The following is a 19,577-nucleotide window of genomic DNA, read 5'->3' on the forward strand; positions in this document are numbered from 1 at the left end:
ATCAAATTCTATTGCGGGCCGCTACCGGCTTATCCGTTATACGAACAGGTACGCAGGAAAGGTACTTTCCTGTTTTTTATTCATTCAACTGTTTTCCCTTGCGCGCTATTTTCCCTTTTATATTGCTCTTCCTGCTCTCCCCGGGGGCTTTTTCACAAACCTGTGGCCTCCGGCTTTCCGGCCATGTGGAGGATGCGGATACCAAGGAAAAGCTGTCGCGGGCCGTGGTCACCATCCGGGAGACGGGCGCACAGCTGACGACCGACGAAAAAGGCGATTTTTTGTTCCCGGCCTTATGTGCCGGCGTTTACACCTTGCAGGTACACCACCCGCATTGTGATACGGCAGAAAAAAGAATCCTTTTTGCAAAAGATCATCATATAGACATCTTCCTTCCCCATGCCCGCAGGCTGCTGGGGGCAGTAGTGGTGGAGGTGCAGAAGGGCACGCCCAATACGGGCTTCAAAAAGGAACTGCGCGGCAGGGAGCTGGAGCAGACCCGGGGCCATTCCCTGGCGGAGGCGCTGAGCCGCGTCAACGGGGTGACCCTGCTGCAAACCGGCTCCACCATCTCCAAACCCGTCATCCACGGCCTGCACGGCAGCCGCATCCTGACCATCAATAACGGCGTGCGCCAGGAAGGCCAGCAATGGGGCAATGAGCATGCACCGGAGATCGACCCCTTCATCGCGGACAGGCTGACGGTCATCAAAGGCGTAGACGAGCTCCGGTACGGTTCGGATGCCATCGGGGGCGTGATCCTGGTGGAACCCAAAGCGCTCCGGACCACGCCCGGCGCATCCGGGGAGCTCCATACGGGCGGGTTCACCAACAACCGGCAGTTCGTCGTTTCCGGCGTTTGGGAGCAACGGCTCCGGAAAGCGCCTGCCTTCGGGTACCGCCTGCAAGGCACCTTTAAAAAAGGGGCGAATGTCACCACCCCCGGCTACCGCCTCAATAATACCGGCAGCGAGGAAAAGAACTTTTCGGCCACGGCCGGCTGGAAAAAAGACCGGTTCAGTACCGAGCTGTTTTACAGCCAGTTTGCTACCCGGCTGGGCATCTTTGCCGGCGCCCATATCGGCAACCTTACCGACCTGAAAACCGCCCTTGCCGCTTCCCGGCCCGATGCCGTTTTCCTGGGACAGAACACGTACCGCATCGGCCGCCCCTACCAGGAGGTGGCCCACCACCTGTTAAAGTCCAGGACCCTTTTGCGCAAAGGCGAGCATCAATTCAACCTGCTGCTGGCCGGGCAATGGAATAACCGCAAAGAGTATGACATCGTCCGCAGCAGCAGCAATACGAGGCCCCAGCTCGACCTGTCCATCGCCACAATGTCCGGGGACCTGAGCTGGGAACCGCCCAAATTCCATGGGCTGAACGGTACAACGGGCGTGTCTGCGGCGGTGCAGGACAACACTTACAGCGGCCGCTATTTTATACCGAATTACCGTTCGTATTCGTGGGGCGGCTACCTGGTGGAAAAATGGTCGCGCCACCGCTGGGAGCTGCAGGCAGGCGCCCGCTTCGACCACAAAACGATCCGGACCAACCGCCTGAAATTTAATGGCGATACCCTCAACCACGACTTTAACTTTTCCACGCTGGCGGCCTCCCTCAATGGGATCTACCATCCCTCCCCCCACTGGCAGGTGAACCTCAACGTTAGCCTGGCCAGCCGTGCCCCTTATGTCAATGAGCTGTTAAGCGACGGCATTCACCACGGCACCGCCACCTACGAAAAGGGCGATATCGGCCTGAAGCCCGAGCGGTCGCTCCACCTGTCCTCGGGGGTGAATTTTCAAAACACGCCCAAAACCTTCCGCGGCGAGCTGCTGCTGTATGCAAATGCCATCCGGGACTTTATTTACCAGCAGCCCCTGCCGGACAGCCCGGTATTGACGATTGCCGGCGCCTTTCCCCTTCTGGCGTACCGGCAAACCAGCGCTCTGCTCAGCGGTGCTGACCTGTCGGCAGCCTGGAAGATCGATCCCAGGCTAAGTTGCGGCTCCCGTCTCTCCGTGCTGTATGCCCGCAACACAACGGCCCGGGACTGGCTCATCCTGATGCCGGCCAACCGGATCAGTAACGAGCTCACCTATAACCTGAAGGAACGAAAAGCCTTTTCGGGCAGCTACCTTTCCCTGGAAGCGGTCAACGTCATGCGCCAGACCCGAACGCCGGATGAAAGCAAAGGGGCGCAGGATTACAAAGCCCCGCCCCCGGGCTATACCCTGGTGCACCTGCATGCGGCCACTACTCTGGCCCTGGGCCACAGGAAGATCACCTTTAACCTGGAGGTGCGGAACCTGCTGAATACCCGCTACCGGGAGTATCTGAACAGCATGCGGTATTTCACCGATGAGGCAGGCCGGAATATCGGCCTCCGCATCAAGGTACCGCTCCACCATACACCTGGATCCTGATACCATATTCTTTCATCAAAAAAACAAATACATGAATTGGAAACTGACAAGAATGGCCCTGGGAGTACTTATGATCGGCTCCTTGTTTACCGCCTGCAAAAAGGATAAGGACGAACCGGAAGAAAACGAAGAAGAGCTGATCACGACCCTGAAGCTGACCTTTGTTCCCGTGGGCGGCGGCGCCACCGCCACCTACCAGTTCCGTGACCCGGACGGCGCAGGCGGCGTAGCCCCCACCCAGGATGGGATCGTGCTAGCACCGTCGAAGACCTACAATGTAACGGTGCAGCTGCTCAATGAATCCAAAACGCCGGCAGAGGATATTACCACGGAAGTACAGGAGGAGCCCCAGGCCCACCGGTTCTATTACCAGCCCTCCGCCGGCAGTAATATTACCGTCAGCGGGTTGAATACCGATGCGGCCGGTGCACCGCTGGGCATTACCAGCACCTGGACCACCGGGGCCGCCGCTACCGGTTCGGTGGCGGTGACCCTGCGGCACTATGGCGGCAATCCTCCCGGCAAAGCGGCTGCAGATCCGGTAAACAGCCCTAAATCCAGCACGGATATCGACGTCACCTTTACCACCCGGGTTCAATAGCACAGGAGCATACCCATTTCCGCATACACTTAACCGATAGTGGCCTGCCGGGTGCCGGCAGGCCACTAAAATCTTGTTCTGCGCCAAGATTTTCTACGACGGTCTGCCGCAGCTTTGCTGGAAACATTCACCCCATGCCCACCTACACCCCCACCGCGCTGTTGCAGGACCTGCAGCTGCAAACCGAAAACATATTGGATAAAGCCGTCGGCCACTGGCAGATGATCCCTCCCGAAAGCCTGCTGCGCGCCCCCGGCGAAAACCGCTGGAGCGCCGCCCAGTGCCTCGAACACCTGAACAGCTACGGCCGCTACTACCTGCCCGCCATCGAAAAAGCCATCAGTGCCGCGGAGCAAAAGGGCCCCGCCCCCTCCCCCACCTTTACCAGCGGCTGGCTGGGCCACTACTTCTACCAGCTGATGCTGCCCAAAGAAAAGGGCATGAAAAAAATGAAGGCCCCCAAAGACCATATACCGGCTTCAAACCTGGACAGCGATGCCGTACTGCGGGAATTCATCGACCAGCAGGAACAATTGCTCCTGCTGCTGGAGCGGGCCAAGGGCATCGACCCGGGCCGGGCAAAAGTAGCCATCAGCATCGCCCCGTTCCTAAAACTAAAGTTGGGCGACGTATTCCTCTTCCTGGTAGCCCACCACCAACGCCATGTACTGCAGGCGGAAAAAGCCATGGGAATTTCGGATGTCGGATTTCGGATTTCGGCCCCTTCAAAGCAGTAATACCATTGTAACCCGGATTGACCAGGAAGAAGAGGAAGCCCGCAGGGCTTCAACAAAAGTAGCCCCGGGTGCAACCCGGGGTCAGCCGTAGTTCGTTACCCACAACCCCGGATGGGGTTGAATGTGGGACCCACAGCAAACGGGCAATCCGGGAGCAGAAAGGCTTTCCGAAGACTCCTTCGAAACTGAATAGTGCTTTAAGTCGAACAGGACACATTCAACCCCATTCGGGGTTGGGGTGCCTAACTACTGCTGACCCCGGGTTGCACCCGGGGCTACTTTTGTTGAAGCCCTGCGGGCTTCCTCTTCTTCCTGGTCAACCATAATGAAAACGGTATAAGGCTCTTGCTACAGTCAAAGGTGCCGACATCCGAAATAAAAAAAGAGGCTGCCCCTAATCAGGAACAGCCTCTCCAGTCATCATGAGTATCGGATCTTGAATGGTGGCCTTTCGAATTTTTCGAAAAACCTGTTTTATTGCAACCGTAAAACCTAGCTGCTTAATTCCAGCCGCCGCCCAGCGCCTGGTACACATGTACCACGGCGTTGAGCTGCTGCTTTTTTGTTTCCACCAGCTCGAACTTCGATTCCAGGGCATCGCGCTGCGTCATCAGCACCTCCATGTAATCGGCCCGGGCCGACTGGAACAGGTCGTTGGAAATGTCGATGGACTCGGTCAGCGCCGCCACCTGTTTGGATTTCAGGTCGTAGCTCTTTTCCAGGTTGCTGATGCTCGCCAGCTGGTTGGCCACTTCGAAATAGGCGTTGAGGATCGTGCGCTCGTACTGGTACACCGCCTGGATTTGTTTGGCGTTGGCATTGGCATAGGTGGCCCTGATGGCGTTCTTGTTGATCAGGGGGCCCGCCAGGTCGCCGGCCAGCGAATACAACAGCGATTCCGGCATTTTTAACAAATAAGCCGGGTTGAAGGCCTGGAAGCCCAGGGAAGCGGATATACCCAAAGAAGGATAAAACGCGGCCCGGGCCACCTTTACATCCAGCCTGGCGGCTTCCAGGTCCAGCGCCGCCTGGCGGATATCGGGACGGTTGTCCAGCAGCTGCGAGGGCAGGCCGGCATGCACCGCCGCCGGCACCAGGTTCTCGAAGGAACGGCCGTTGCGGGCAATGGCCTGCGGCTGGCGCCCCAGCATGAAGTTGATGCGGTTCTCCGTCTCCGTTATCTGTTGAAGAATGCCGTATTGCAGGCTCCGGGTTTTGAGCACCTCGGCCTCGAACTTGCGCACCGCCAGCTCGGTGAGCCTCGTGGCTTCCTTCTGGATTTTTACGATGCCCAGGGCATTGTTCTGTATCTCGATGGTCTTGCGGACGATCTCCAGCTGGTTGTCCAGCGCCAGCAGCTCGTAATACGAGTGGGCGATCTCGGCCACCAGGTTCGTCACCACGAAATTCCGCCCTTCCACGGAGGAGAGGTAGCGCACCGCCGCCGCTTTTTTGGCGTTCCGCAGCCTTTTCCAGATGTCCACCTCCCAGGTGGCATAGGCGCCCGCCCCGAAGTCGGGCAGCGGCTCGGGCATTTCCTTGCCCGGCTTCAACTCGGTAGTGGCCTCGCTGGCACCGCGGCTGGTGTAGCGGCCCACCTTTTCCAGGCCGGCGCCGCCTTTCAGGCCTACAAAGGGTTTATACTCCCCCTGGCGTGCCTGGATCTCGTTGCGGCTGATGGCGATCTCCTGGAGCATGATGCCCAGCTCCTGGTTGTTTTTGAGGGCCGTGTCGATCAGGGCCGCCAGGTAGGGATCGGTAAAAAACTGTTTCCATTGCAGCGCGGCCGCATTGGTGGTATCTTTCGCAGGGGCGTACTGCGCCGGCAGGGCGGGGTTTTCCGTCTTTCCCACCAGCGTGGGCACCTTGCAGGCTGCCAGCGACAGCGCCACCAGGCCCACGCCTATATAGTTTGATCGTTTACTTTTAGACATTGTGTTCGATTTCTTCGGTTAAAGGATTTTCCACTTCATCGCGAATCAGCTTGCGCTTCGAGGCCAGCTTGCCGAATACGTAGTACAGGCCGGGGATCACAATTACCCCGAACACGGTACCCAGCAGCATACCCCCCGCCGAAGCGGCACCGATGGTGCGGTTGCCGATGGCGCCCGGGCCCGAAGCGAACAGCAGGGGCAGCAGGCCGGCAATAAAGGCCAGGGAGGTCATCAGGATCGGGCGGAACCGTTCGCGGGCACCTTCCAGGGCGGCGCGGTATACCGAGGCGCCGGCGCGGTGCTTTTGCACGGCGATCTCCACGATCAGCACAGCGTTCTTACCCAGCAAACCTACCAGCATCACCAGGCCCACCTGGGCATAGATGTCGTTGGCCAGTCCCATGGCTTTCACCAGCAGGAACGAACCGAACACGCCGGCCGGCAGCGACAGGATCACCGCCAGGGGCAGCAGGAAGCTTTCGTACTGGGCGGCCAGGATCAGGTACACGAAGGCCAGCACCACCAAAAAAATGACGAGGGCTTCGTTGCCCCGGGCCGATTCGTCCTTGGACAGGCCTTCCCAGTCGATGTCGTAGCCGCGGGGCAGGGTTTTCGCCGCCACCTCTTTGATCACCTCGATGGCTTCCCCCGAGCTGTAGCCGGCGGCGGGCTCGCCGCGGATGGCCGAAGACGTATACATGTTGTAGCGGGTGATCTCGTTGAGGCCGTGGGTCTTTTTGATCTTCATGAAGGCCGAATACGGCACCATCTCGTCGCGGTTGTTCTTCACGTACAGCTGCAGCAGGTCGTCGGGCAGGCGGCGGTATTCCGGGGAAGCCTGCACAAACACCTTGAAATAAGTGCCGAAGCGCACGAAGCCCAGCTCGTAGGAGCTCCCGATCAGCACCGACAGGTTGTCCATGGCCTTGCCGATGGAAACGCCCTTCTGCATGGCGGCCTCGTTGTCGATCTGCAGCTCGTACTGGGGGTAGTTGGCGCTGAAAAAGGTAAATAAGCCTTTCAGTTCTTTACGCTTCTCCAGGGCGGCCATGAAGTCGTCGTTCACCTTTTCCAGTTCTTTATAGTCGTCGTTATTGGTCTTGTCCAGCAGGCGCAGGGCAAAGCCGCCGGCGGCACCGTAGCCCGGTACGGCCGGGGGGCCGAAGAACTCGATGGTGGCGCCGGGGATCTCTTTGGCTTTCTCTTCCAGCTCCTCGATGATCTCGGTGGCGGTATGCTTGCGCTCCGACCAGTTTTTGAGGTTGATCAAACAAGTACCGGCGTTGGAGCCGCGGCCTTCGGTCAGCACCTCGTAACCCGCCAGGGCCGAAACCGACTGGATGCCGTCCACGTGTTCGGCGATCTCCTGCAGGCGGCGGGCCAGGTCGTTGGTCCGCTCCAGGGTGGAGCCGGGAGGCGTCTGGATGATGGCGTAGATCATGCCCTGGTCTTCGTTGGGGATAAAGCCCGTAGGCAGGGTTTTGCTGATGCCGAAGATGCCGAAGCTGAAGGCGGCCAGCATGCCGAAGGTCACCAGGCGGCGGTTAACGATCCGCTTCAGCAGGCGGGCGTAGCGGCCGGTAAGCCGGTCGAAGGCCCGGTTGAAGCTGCCGAGGAAGCGGGTCATGAAGGTTGGCGACTGCGGTTTACCGTAGTTGTTTTTCAGGATCATGGCGCACAGCACCGGCGTCAGGGTCAGGGCCACTACGCCGGACAGCACGATGGCCGTAGCCATGGTAATGGAGAACTGGCGGTAGAAGATGCCTACGGGACCCGACATGAAGGCTACGGGGATGAACACCGCCGCCATGACGAAGGTGATGGCCACGATGGCGCCGCTGATCTCGTGCACCACCTGGCGGGTGGCCATGAAGGGCGAGAGGTGCTTTTCCTCCATTTTCGCGTGCACCGCCTCGATCACCACGATGGCGTTGTCCACCACGATGCCGATGGCCAGTACCAGGGCGAACAGGGTGATCAGGTTGATGGTCAGGCCGAAGGCCTGCATCACGAAAAACGTCCCGATCAGCGATACCGGCACCGCCAGCGTCGGGATCAGGGTCGAGCGCCAGTCGCCCAGGAACAGGAACACCACCAGGGCCACCAGCACGAAGGCCTCGCCCAGGGTATGCACCACTTTTTCAATAGAGGCGTCGAGGAAGGAAGAAACGTCGTAGCTGATCTCGTATTCCATGCCCGGGGGGAAGGAAGAGGATTTCAGCTCGTCCAGCTTGGCCTTGATATTTTGGATTACCTCGCTGGCGTTGGAGCCGTAGTTCTGCTTCAGCACGATGGCCGCCGAGGGGTGGCCGTTCAGGTTGGAGTAAATGTCGTAGTATTCACTGCCCAGCTCCACTTCGGCCACGTCCTTCAGGCGCAGGGCCTCCCCATCGGGGTTGGAGCGGATGATCACGTCTTTATATTGTTCGGGCTGGTTGTAGCGACCCTGGTAGGTGAGCACGTATTCCAGGGCTTCGGAGCGCTTGCCGTCGCTGCGGCCCAGGCGGCCGGGCGAGCCGATCACGCTCTGGCTGCCCAGGGCCTCCATCACCTCGTCGGTGGACACGTTGTAGGCCCGCATGCGGTCGGGCTTCAGCCACACCCGCATGGCGTACTGGCGGGAGCCCAGGATCTGGGCGGTACCCACACCGCTTACCCGCTTCAGCTCCTGTAAAATATTGACGTTGGAATAGTTGTATAAAAACTTCTCGTCGGCCTTGGGGTCTTTGCTGTAAATGTTCACGTACATCAGCATGTTGGGCTGCATGATGTTCACGACGATGCCCTCGCGCTGCACCAGCTCGGGCAGGCGGCTCGTCACTTGTTCGATCCGGTTTTTGACGTTCACGACCGCCTGGTTGGGGTCGGTTCCCAGGTCGAACACCACCTGGATGTTGGCCTCACCGGCACTGGTGGCGTCGGAGGTCATATATTTCATGCCGGGAACGCCGTTCACGGCCTTTTCCATGGGAATGAGCACCGACTTCACCAGCACGTCGGCGCTGGCGCCCGGATAAGACACGGCCACCAGCACCCTGGGCGGGGCGATGGACGGAAACTGCGAGGTGGGCAGGGTTTTGATGGCCAGTACCCCCATGAAGACGATGACCAGCGAGATCACGATCGCGAAGACCGGCCTTCTTAAAAATGTGGTAAACATGGTTTAACTTTTTGGGATAAGGGAATTATTCGGACGCTAATTGCAGGTGGCCGATCACCGAGCGGGGCTCCTGGTATTCGAAGGCGATGTGGTCGTTGTCCTTCACCTTTCGCAGGCCTTCCAGCACGATCTTCTCGTTGGCGGCCAGGCCGTCGCCGATCACGTACAGGTCCGGGATCTGGGCCGATATGGTGATGGGGCGCAGCTTCGCCACGTTGTCCTTGCCAACGACCAGCACGTATTTCTTATCCATGATTTCCAAAGTAGCTTTCTGGGGGATGACGATGGCATCCTTCAGTTGTTCTTTCAGGAGGATGTTGCCGGTTTCGCCGTGGCGCAGCAGCCGCTCGGGGTTGGGAAAGGTGGCGCGGTAGGCGATGTTGCCGGTTTCGTTATTGAACTCGCCTTCGATGGTTTCCACCCGGCCGGGGTGCTGGAACAGCTCGTGGTTGGCCAGCTGCAGGTGCACCTGCGGGCGGCCTTTGGACCTGGCCTGGGCTTCGAAATTGAGGTATTCGGGTTCCGACACGTTAAAGTAGACCCACATCTGGCTGTTGTCCGACAGGCTGGAGAGCAGCTCGCCTTCTTCCACCAGGCTTCCCAGCTTCAGGTGCAGGCGGTCGACCAGGCCGTCGAAGGGGGCGCGGATCTCGGTAAAGGCCAGGTGCACTTTGGAAAGTTCCAGTTCGGCCCTGGCCTTTGCCAGCCTGGCCTGGGCCAGCGCCAGCTCGTTTTTCGATACGACCTTTTTGTCGGCCAGGGTCTGGGAGTTCTGCACTTCGATGGTGGCGGCGTCCACTTCGGCCTGCGCTTTATGCATTTCGGCTTCGTAGAGGCGGGGCATGATGCGGAACAGGAGCTGGCCTTTTTTCACAAACTGGCCTTCGTCGACGAAGATGTCCTGGAGGTAGCCTTTTTCCTGGGCCCTCAGTTCGATGTTGCGGATGGAGCGGATCTGGGCCACGTATTCATTGGTGACGGTGGTGTCCATTTTGAGGGCGCTGGTAACGACGAATTTGGTTTCTTCTTCCTTGATCTGTTCCGTGGATTTGCAGCTGGTGTGGCACAACAGGGCGCACAAGCCCACTACAATGAGCGTTCTTTTCATGTGTATTAAAGGGTCTGATTGGAGGTTTTACGGTTGCTGTTGACAGGGAGGGGCCCTCCGGTAGCGGGTGCTACGGCGGTCCGAACATGACGATGCCAGGCAGAAAAAATTTGCCTTGTGCGGAGCGGGGTATCAGATGCGGAAAACGCGGAAAACGATGTACCGGGAAGTGGAGGTACCGGTGTAAGGGAAGTGGCCGGGGAAGCGCTTTTTCAGGGGCGCATGGAAGTCGTCGGGCGCCTGGGTTTCGAAGAAGGAGGTGAAGTACGCAGCGGATCTTGCGTGTTTCTGGAATGAAAGGGAATCTTCCTCCTCTTCGTCCTCGTCCTGCTCCTCCTGCGTGGTGGGCGTCGCCTTGCCGGCCCTGCGGTGCGCTTTTGTTTCCCGGAGGGAAGGAGCGATCCGGGCCACCTGCACGTGGTGCTTCCGGGCGATGCGGGTATGCAGCACCGCCAGCCGTTCGGGATGCTGCTTCCGGTACACGCAGGAAATGCCCTCCTTCTGCCGTTCGCGGGCGTCGAGGTGGTTATTTCCCAAAAACAGGAAACACAAAAGCAGGAAAAAACGAACGAGTAACTTCATCAGCAGGCTTCAAAATTAGCCAAAAGCCGGGCAAAAGCAGAGGCATATGTCTTTTATTGAAATGTTAATATTAATTAAACACGATATGATCTCCCGGTTTTCTTCAGATTTTAATATTCCGGCATGCTTGTACTTACCTTTATCCGTAAAAGAATATGAGCGGAAAGGAAACCTATGGAAAACGGGGGCTGTCCCTGCTGGGCCGATTCGGGCTCGATCCGTTTGTCCTGATGCTGCTGGTGATGATCGTGCTGGCAAAACTGTTCCCGCAGGGAGGCACAGGCGAGGGTCCCTGGTCGCTTTCGTCCCTGGCCGGCTACGGGGTTTCGCTGATCTTCTTTTTTTACGGATTGAAACTGAATTTTGCGGGGCTGAAGGCCGGCCTGCGCAACTGGAAGCTGCACCTGGTGGTGCACAGCAGCACCTTCCTCCTCTTCCCGCTGCTGGTCTGGGCCTGCAAGGGACTGTTGCCCGATGCCGCTTATACCCTGTGGCTGGGCACCTTCTTCCTGGCCAGCCTTCCCTCCACGGTTTCCTCCTCCGTAGTGATGGTGTCCATCGCCGAAGGCAACATCCCCGCGGCCATTTTCAATGCCAGCATTTCCAGCATCCTCGGGGTCTTCATCACCCCGGTCTGGATGGGCATGGTCAACACCGGCGCCGCCGGCGGGGCCGACATGTCCGACATCATCACGAAGCTTATTTTGCAGGTGCTGGTGCCGGTGGCGCTGGGCGTCCTTTTCAATAAAAAATGGGGGCATTGGGCGGACCGGCATAAAAAGCAACTGAAATATTTCGACCAGAGCATTATCCTGACCATTGTGTACACGGCCTTTTGCCACTCCTTTGCGGAGCGCCTGTTCAGCAATATCGGGCCGGCCGACCTGGTGCTCCTGGGCGTGGGTATGCTGGCGTTGTTCTTCGTGGCCTACTTCATTACCACGATGGCCTGCAAAGCTTTTTCCTTCAACCGGGCCGACACCATTACCGCTACTTTCTGCGGCTCCAAGAAATCGCTGATCCACGGCACGGTCATGTCGAAGGTGCTCTTCGGCCAGAGTACGCTGACAGGTATTTTGCTGCTGCCGCTGATGGTGTACCATGCGTTGCAGCTGATCGTCGTGAGCATGATCGCCCAAAAGTTGGCGAAGGACCACCACAAAGCCCCGGCAACCGGTGAAACCGGCGGTAAACTAAAGGCCTGATAGCCACAGGTTTTCCCTTACAGGCCGGCTCCACTATACTCTTAAAGGCGCATTTTACCCTGAAATTCACCTTCAAAAGCGGGGCATTCACCGAAGGAATAGGGCGTAGCCTGCGTTGGCATCCTATCTTTGACTTGTCAAACGATCCGATACCTGTTGAAAGCAAAAATTAAAACCAAATCCAAAAGTCTGAACCGTCCGTTTCCAATATCTTGAAGAAGCCCGTTTTTATCCGTAAGTACCACTTGAAAACTTCCAAATCCAGAAAAGCCAAAGGCGTCCTAAACCAACCGAACAAAATTTAAACGCCTTTAAATGAAAAAGCCCCTCCCTCCGGAGGGGTTTTTTATTTGCCTTAATGGCTGGTTACCTGCATAAAAAAAGCCCCTGTAGAAACAGCGGGCCTTGCTTGCTTGTATTGCTTGAAGATTTAAATAATTCGTTGTCTTTTTATTTGGCGGGGGTCACCTTGTACAGGCCGGCGCCGTGGCGGTTGATCTCCGGTGCGAATTCGCCGGAAAAGCGGCCCACCACCTTGCCCGTCCACAGGTCGGTAATGAGGCAGGGACCGGCGAAGCCCAGGTCCTTTAACGCTACCGGCACGTTGGCCTTGGCGGGCGGCTCGGGCCCGGCCGGGTTTTGGGTAAATACCAGGAACTGCACCGTGGCGCCCGTGTTTTGTACGGCCGCCGCCTTGTCGAGGCCCGCCAGGGCTTTAAAACGGGTATAACCCGCCGGTACGTCAAATTCCACCACCGAATTGGAATGCACGCCGATGCCGTTCGGATACGAAACGTTGTTCACCACCAGGCCGCTGCCGCTCACGCCCTGGTTGCGGTGCACCCGCCCCCAGCCCGAATGAGCCTTCACCCAGGGTTGGGCGGACAGGTCCAGCGAATCTTTATCGTTGTACAGCCGCGGGGCGATCCAGTCGGCATGGTCCCAGTCGATGTTGTCGCCACCGTTGGTCACCACCAGGTACAGCTTTTGGGCACCGGTAATGTCCACGTCCACCTCCTTGCTTTGGGCTTCGCGGTTGACCGGGCCACTTTTCCAAATGGCTTTTTCTTCAAGGGCCTCTACCTGGTCGGCCTTGTTGAAGAGGGCCAGGTATTTGGCGCCGGTGCGGGGCTCGTCGGCCGTCCATGCGGCCTTTTCGGCATCCTGGAACAGCGGCCGGTTGTTGGTGCTCCTGTTTAAAACATCCAGCACGTTTTTGTTGGTGAGCAGCGAAAGCGTAAAGGGATCATTATCGGGCAGGTTCCCGCCGAACATCAGGGGCGATTTGAAAATGCTCCAGAGGGTCATGAGGGTGTACTGCTCGTCTTTGGTAAAGCTGGTCATGCGGGGATTGCCTCTTTCGGCCCGGATGCCGATGCGGCCCAGGGGCAGCATGTCGCCGTCGGGATAAGCGCCATAGGCGCGCCATTTATTCCAGCGTTCGAACACGTCGAAGTGCTCTTTGAGCTGGCCCCAGCTGTCCCAGAAGTCGCCCACGGTGCGCCACATGTTGGCGTGCTGCTGCACGTGGGGAGCATGGTCCAGGGGCGTTTCGCCCGGCGAGGTGCTGAGGACGATGTTGCGGCCCGTGCGGTCGATGGCCTTGCGGATCATTTCCACTTCTTCCGTAAAATAAATGGGCGAGGACAGGTCGTCCACTTTTACAAAATCAAGGCCCCAGGAAGCATAAAGCTCGAAGAGGGAATTATAATATTCCTGCGCCCCTTCTTTGCCCGGCACGATGGTGTACATGTCGCGCAGCCAGCGGCACTGGTCCTTTTCGGAGTAAATGTCTTTTGCCGTTACCTTGGTGCCTTTGACCGGCAATCCTTTTTTGACCGCTACTACGGGTACACCGCGCATGATGTGGATGCCGAACTTAAGTCCTTTGCTGTGGAGGTAGTCGGCCAGGGGCTTAAAGCCCTTGCCGCCGGCGGCCGAAGGAAAGCGGTTGACAGCCGGTTGGAAGCGGCCGTATTCGTCGATCTGGAAGTCGGGATCGGACTCGTTGTAGCCGTGGGCCTTGTCGTTGGCCACGTACCAGCGGATGTCCACGATCACGTAATTCCAGCCGTAAGGTTTGAGGTGTTTGGCCATGTAGTCGGCATTGGCCTTTACTTCGGCTTCGGTAACGGTGGGACCAAAACAGTCCCAGCTGTTCCAACCCATGGGCGGTGTGGCGGCCCATTGGTGAAAGTGGGCTTTTTTGGAAGCAGCTTCCCCTTCTTTGGGTTGCTGCTGCGCACGGGCAGGCGACAGCAACTGGAGCGAAGCAAAAAGCAGGGCGGCACCCTTTATCCAAAGGCCGGGCGCCTTCATATGGCAGATACGATACATGGTATAGTTTATTTCGTGTGATTTCTGTCCCGAAAGCAATCGTTCTTTATCGTGATACGGGAAAGAATCCGGTGTAAAGGTGGTGTTCCCTGCGCGGATCTTTTCCACCAAACGTTCCTTTCTTTCGACAAGAAGTCCTAATCAGGGCCGGAACGGCCTTCCCAGTTTGAGCTTGTCGCCGGAATCATCCACTTCGAACAGCCGGGGAATGCGGACATAGCGCCCGTTCACGTCCTTATGGCTGTGAAGAGACATCAGCAGCTTGCCGTCAAAGGTCCGGAACAGCATGCCATGACCGAAATTCATCGGGGTAATGGGTTCTTTTTCCTGTATCCAGGGACCATCGAGGGTGCCGCTTTTGGAATAAGCAACGCCCTGCACGTACACGTCATGAATCCAGGAAGTCCACAGCATTCCCAATTTGCCGGTGCGGGTATGGAAAAGAAAAGGACCGTCGGTGACCTTGTGGGGACCGATGGTGCCGTCCTCCTTGCGTTCGCGGCTCCAGGGCGACTCGCTGGCGCGGAACAGCAGCTTGCCTTCGCCCACAGGTCCACTCAGGTCGGGCTTCAGCTCGATCTTTTCGATAGTGCCGTTCCAGTTCTGCAGCCATTCATAACAGTACACCATATACGGTTTGCCGTCGGTATCCACCCAGAACGTGCCGTCGAGGGTGGGCTTATTGGCGGGCAGGTAGGCAGGGTCCTTCATGGGCACATACGGACCGCCGGGATGATCGCTGACCAGCACATGGCTGGCGCGGCGCTCGATGGCATTGCCCTTGAACGTATCGATCTTTACCTCGCGGTTGGTGAAGGTGGCGAAATAGTAATATTTGCCTTTATAGGCGTGCAGTTCGGCGGCCCAGATCATGGGGTTCTTTCCCATCCACGAGCCGGTGTCGGGGCGGGCCGCCCGGAAGGGACCGCTCCAGGTTGCCAGGTCCTTACTTTTCCACATCATACCGCCCGTACCGGTCATGTAATAGGTTGTGGTCTTTTTATCGGCCAGGATAAAGGGATCGCTCAGGCGAATGGAATCCAGGGGAATGTTTTCCTTGACTACGGGCTCCCGGTTTTGCGCCCGTGCCGGCAAATGCAATAAAGCCAGCACGGCCAGCCATCCCAAAAGATTTTTGTACAACTTCATACAGCAACAATTAACGGATGAAGTAAAGCAATCCGGAACAAAGTTGCTTCGCCCTGCGTATCAAAATATCTGCAAATCGTCCCAATTCCAAACGATTACAACGGCCGGATGGCATTAAGGTCTTTGTTGAAGGCAGGCCGGTATTTTTTTACGTAGTCCGAAGGGTTCATGCCGAAGACCTGCACGAACTTTTCCCTGAAAAACTTCCGGTCCTTCATGCCTACCTGAAAGGAAGCCTCCGAGATGTTGGTATCGCCGCTCAGCATCAGCACGGCCGCCCGGCGCAGCTTGACGGAGGTGATAAAGGAAGTGATGGACTGGCCGGAGACCGCCTTCACTTTCTTGTACAGCAGGGAATGGCTCATGCCCATGAGCTGGGAAAGCTTTTTGACATTGAAATCATCATTGCCCATGTGCGCTTCAATGGTATCGATGCACTTTTTGATAAAATCGCGGTAGGCATCTGGCACTTTCACCGAGCTTTCCTTCAGGGTGATCTTGTCGAAAAAATACCGCTGGAGCAGGTCCCGGTTGGCCAGGATGTTCTGGATCTTGGCCAGCAGCAGCTCCTGCTCGAAGGGCTTGGTAATGTATTCGTCGGCGCCCGACTCCACGCCTTTCAGCTTCATCTCCGCCGCCAGCGAAGCGGTCAGCAGGATGACGGGAATATGGCTCAATTCCTCGTCCTTTTTGATGGCGGCGCACAGCTCCAGGCCGTTCAGGCCTTCCATGTTCACATCGCTGATGATCAGGTCGGGTTCCAGCTGGCGGGCCCGCTCCAGGCCCTGCAGCCCGTCCGGGGCATCGTAAAACAAATACCGCCCTTCCAGCACGCGCCGCAGGTACTGCCTTATTTCTTCGTTGTCGTCCACGAACAGGATGGATTTCTTTTCCGTCACCACTTCGCCGGCGGAAAGTCCTTCCGGCAACGGCTCGGGCTGGGGAGCCGCCAGGGCTTCCTCCTCCGGCAAGGGCTCCGGCAGCACCGACAGGCTGGGGGCCGGGCAGTCCGACACCAGGGCCCCATCGAAATGGTCTTTCCCTTTTTTCAGTTCTATATCGAATGCGGCCCCTTCGCCGGGGCGGCTGGTGCAGGTAATGCGCCCTCCATGGCTCTGCACGAAATGGCGCACCAGGTACAGGCCGATGCCGAAGCCGTGCTTCGACTCGCCGGCCGTCGCCTGCCGGAACTTTTCAAAGATCCGCTCTTCGGCCCCCTCCGGTATGCCCGGCCCGGTATCGCGGACCGAGAGCCGCACCGTTGCGGCTGCTTCCACCAGCTCCAGCGCTATGGTGCCGCCTTCCGGCGTAAACTTAAACGCATTGGACAGGAGGTTGAACAGGGCCATTTCCAGCTTGCCGTAATCGCCGTACACTTCCAGGGAGTCCATCGCATGCAGGAACGGAAAGCGGATATTTTTTCGTTTGGCCTGCTGCACAAAATGCTCGTACACCTCGCGGCAGAGGGCCACCATATCGAAGGGCGCCACGTGGAGGCGGTCGGTCTCGCTTTCCACCTTTCGGAACAGCAGCAGCTGGTCCACCAGCCGCAGCAGGCGGTGGGCGTTGCGGTATACCCCTTTCAGCTCGTCGAGCAGGGCACTACCGCCCTCCGCCCCTTTCTGCACTAAGTCCTTCACGGGATTGAGGATCAGGGTCAGGGGCGTGCGGAACTCGTGGGAGATATTGGTAAAAAAGGCAATCTTGTTTTCGTGGAGCTCTTTTTCTTTTTGCGCCTCCACCTGCGCCAGCTTGACTTCGTATTCCAGCCGGGCCTGCTTGTTCTTGTACAGGATGTAGACGAACACGAGGCCGGCGCCCAGGGACACATACAGCAGGTAGGCCCACCAGCTCCGGTACCAGGGCGGCAGCACGATCACTTTTACCAGCGATACTTCAGGGCTCCAGCCGGTGCCGGGATGGGTCCCCTTCACCTGGAAGGTGTAGGTGCCTTCGCGCAGCCGGCTGTAGTTGGCCGTGCGGGTGGCCTGCACATAGTTCCAGCCCCGGTCCCAGCCCTTGAGGGTATAGGCATAACGCACCTGGTCGGCCCCCGAATACAGCAGGGCCAGGTAGTCGAGCGAGAGCACGGCCCGGTCGAAGGGGACGGTGATCTCCTGCACCTGGCCCCGGGCCTGCTTTGTAACGTAGGGGCCGCCGGGCAGCACCTCTTCGTTCGCGACGCGCAGGCCGGCGAGGAACAGCTTCAGGTCCGCCCGCTCGTTGCGGATGCTGTCGGGGTGAAACAGGTTGAAGCCCCGGATGCCGCCAAAGGCCAGTTCGCCCGAGGCCAGGGCCAGCGCCCCGTTGAAGCTGAACTCATTGCTTTGAAGGCCGTCGGAGCGGGAAAAATTGCGGAACGACCGGGTGGGCGGATGGAAGCGCGACAGCCCGTTGAAGGTGCTCAGCCACAGGTAGCCCCGGCCGTCTTCGATAATGCGGAGGATGGTGTTGCTGGGCAGCCCGTCCGCGGTGGTGAACCGCCGGTACTGCCCGCTCTTGCGGTCAAACAGCAGCAGGCCGCCGTCCTGGGTGCCCACCCAGAAATTCTGTTGCCGGTCCTCGTGGATCGAACGCACGGTATAGCCGATGTTGAACACCTTGTGTTTTTTATTCACCGGGTCCAGGCGCACCAGGGAGGCATAATCGCCGCCCCAGAGGGTACCGCCGGCATCCTGGGCCAGGCACTGCAGGTTGGTGAGTGAGGGGTCGAAGCACTCGAAAACATGGGTCTGCCGGTTCAGCAGGTACAGGCTGCCTTCCGCGCTGGCGCTGGCCCACAGGCGTTTCTGCGCATCCTCGAACAGCAGCCAGATGTGGTTGTCGTTCGAGTGGGTTACCGGATTGTAGCAGCGGTAATGCTCGAAGCCGGCGGCGCCCTTACGCAGGCGGTTGATGCCGCCGAACCAGGTAGCCACCCAGGTATCGCCGGCCGCATCGCGGAGGACGCTGGTGACGAAGTTGCTGCTGAGGGAGGACGGGTCGGCGGGGTTGTGCAAAAAATTCCGGTAACGGTTGGCCGGGCGGTCCCAGTAGCGGAGGCCGGCGCCGTCGGTGCCGATCCAGAGGTTGTGCTTTTCGTCCTCGCAGAACGAAAGGATGAAATTATTGACCAGGTTGGCCTTGTCTTCTTCGTAAACGATGTGGCGGAACGGCAGGGAGCGGGCATCCACCACGTTGATGCCGCCGCGGAGGGTGCCCACCCATTTGCGGCCTTCCTGGTCTTCGTAAACCGAATAAACGGCATTGCTGTTGACCAGGGGCCGCCCGTTGCTTCCCACGGCCAGGGAGGCCTGCTGCCGGTCGGGCGGCAGCACCCAGAGGCCGTCGCCGTTGGAGGCGATCCAGAGCGCGCCGTTACGGTCCTCGCACAGGTCCACGACGGAGCGCACCTGGGGCGTGATATTTTGGGAAAAACCGCCGGTGGCCTCGTTAAAGCGGTACAGGCCGTTGCCGTTGCCCAGCCAGATATTGCCCTGCCGGTCGCGTTCGAGGCAGTAACCCTGTTGGATGGCGCCGCTTTTCAGCTGCAGCCGCCCCGTTCCGGGGTTATATATAAAAAGTCCTTTGTTTTGAACAAACACATATGCAAGGTTTTTTACCCCATCGTACACCAGGCTGCTGACGTCGTAAGCGCCCGTCCCGGAAAGCGGCACCTGCCGGCCCACCTGGGCGCCCTTCGGAAATACGAACAGGCCGTGGTGCTGGGTGCCGGCCAGCACGGTGCCGTCTTTCAGCGTCCGGATGATGTTGGAATTATCGTTCAGGGCCGTCACCTGCTGCCCGTTCAGCAATACAAAGCGGGCGGGAGCGAAGCGGGCCGTGGAGGGTGTGTAAATGCTGATGCCTTTATGGCCGCCCACCCAGAGGTTGCGGTCCCCGTCTTCGGCTATAGAGTTAATGTTGTTGGAGGGCAGGGAGGTGGTGTCGCCGATGATGTTGCGAAAGACGCGGAACTGGTAGCCGTCGTAGCGGTTGAGGCCGTCGTAGGTGCCGAACCACAGAAAGCCGTTGTGGTCCTGGAAAATGGTATTGACCGAGTTATTGGATAGGCCTTTGTCACTGCCCAGGTAGTGCACTACCGGGCCGGGGCCCTGGCCAAGGGCGGAAGATACAGCAGCAAAGAGCAACACACACAGGCACAAAAATGCCTTTCCGGGATTAGAAGATGCAAGCATGAGGCGGCGGTCGGTTAGGAAAATGTATTCACCGCGCAAGATAGGCTAATTACCTCACCCCCGGCCCCTCTCCATCTGGAGCTACCGTTAGGACACATCTCTGATGAGGTTAAGCTCAGCAGTTTCCGGGACCAGAAGCCCGCAGGGCTTCAACAAA

Annotated in this window: 11 protein-coding genes; 4 read left to right on the forward strand and 7 right to left on the reverse strand. The window is 58.4% G+C overall.

All coding sequences use genetic code 11. The annotated features are described in order from the left end of the window. Window positions 1–98 precede the first annotated feature (98 nt). The 3 genes from V9K67_RS25085 (at window position 99) to V9K67_RS25095 (ending at window position 3,767) form a co-directional block, all read left to right on the forward strand. Window positions 99–2,429 carry a TonB-dependent receptor gene (locus V9K67_RS25085; protein ID WP_336727540.1) on the forward strand — a complete coding sequence of 777 codons (2,331 nt, stop codon included), beginning with the start codon at window positions 99–101 and terminating at the stop codon, window positions 2,427–2,429. Window positions 2,430–2,460: 31 nt separating this feature from the next. Beyond that, complete coding sequence (locus V9K67_RS25090; RefSeq protein ID WP_336727542.1) at window positions 2,461–3,030, forward strand: hypothetical protein; 570 nt, start codon at window positions 2,461–2,463, stop codon at window positions 3,028–3,030. A 134-nt stretch (window positions 3,031–3,164) separates the two neighbouring features. Beyond that, window positions 3,165–3,767, forward strand: coding sequence for a DinB family protein (locus V9K67_RS25095; protein ID WP_336727544.1), 603 nt, complete (start codon window positions 3,165–3,167; stop codon window positions 3,765–3,767). A gap of 500 nt (window positions 3,768–4,267) precedes the next feature. Here V9K67_RS25095 and V9K67_RS25100 read toward each other — a convergent pair whose 3' ends face one another. From V9K67_RS25100 to V9K67_RS25115, 4 genes are all read right to left on the reverse strand, one after another. Further along, window positions 4,268–5,701, reverse strand: a complete 1,434-nt coding sequence (locus tag V9K67_RS25100; RefSeq protein WP_336727546.1) for a TolC family protein — start codon at window positions 5,699–5,701, stop codon at window positions 4,268–4,270. Then, window positions 5,694–8,861 carry an efflux RND transporter permease subunit gene (locus V9K67_RS25105; RefSeq protein WP_336727547.1) on the reverse strand — a complete coding sequence of 1,056 codons (3,168 nt, stop codon included), beginning with the start codon at window positions 8,859–8,861 and terminating at the stop codon, window positions 5,694–5,696. The genes V9K67_RS25100 and V9K67_RS25105 overlap by 8 nt, the downstream gene beginning before the upstream one ends. Window positions 8,862–8,886: 25 nt before the next feature. Then, a complete protein-coding gene (locus V9K67_RS25110; RefSeq protein WP_336727549.1) occupies window positions 8,887–9,969 on the reverse strand; it encodes an efflux RND transporter periplasmic adaptor subunit in 1,083 nt (360 codons plus the stop codon). 132 nt (window positions 9,970–10,101) lie between these two features. Continuing rightward, window positions 10,102–10,551 (reverse strand): hypothetical protein, encoded by a 450-nt coding sequence (locus tag V9K67_RS25115; RefSeq protein ID WP_336727551.1) that lies wholly within the window; start codon window positions 10,549–10,551, stop codon window positions 10,102–10,104. A gap of 155 nt (window positions 10,552–10,706) precedes the next feature. Between V9K67_RS25115 and V9K67_RS25120 the strand changes: the two genes are divergently transcribed. Next, window positions 10,707–11,756, forward strand: a complete 1,050-nt coding sequence (locus V9K67_RS25120) for a bile acid:sodium symporter family protein (protein WP_336727553.1) — start codon at window positions 10,707–10,709, stop codon at window positions 11,754–11,756. Window positions 11,757–12,206: 450 nt separating this feature from the next. Here V9K67_RS25120 and V9K67_RS25125 read toward each other — a convergent pair whose 3' ends face one another. The 3 genes from V9K67_RS25125 to V9K67_RS25135 all read right to left on the reverse strand — a co-directional run bounded on the left by V9K67_RS25125 (window position 12,207) and on the right by V9K67_RS25135 (window position 19,420). After that, a complete protein-coding gene (locus V9K67_RS25125) occupies window positions 12,207–14,093 on the reverse strand; it encodes an NPCBM/NEW2 domain-containing protein (RefSeq protein ID WP_336727555.1) in 1,887 nt (628 codons plus the stop codon). 141 nt (window positions 14,094–14,234) lie between these two features. Beyond that, the gene (locus tag V9K67_RS25130) at window positions 14,235–15,242 is read right to left on the reverse strand and encodes a glycoside hydrolase family 43 protein (protein WP_336727557.1); all 1,008 of its coding nucleotides are present in this window, start codon (window positions 15,240–15,242) and stop codon (window positions 14,235–14,237) included. Between the two features lie 95 nt (window positions 15,243–15,337). Then, window positions 15,338–19,420, reverse strand: a complete 4,083-nt coding sequence (locus V9K67_RS25135) for a hybrid sensor histidine kinase/response regulator transcription factor (protein ID WP_336727559.1) — start codon at window positions 19,418–19,420, stop codon at window positions 15,338–15,340. Window positions 19,421–19,577 lie beyond the last annotated feature (157 nt).

The sequence above is a fragment of the Huijunlia imazamoxiresistens genome (assembly GCF_037132455.1).
Taxonomy (GTDB): domain Bacteria; phylum Bacteroidota; class Bacteroidia; order Chitinophagales; family Chitinophagaceae; genus Flavisolibacter; species Flavisolibacter imazamoxiresistens.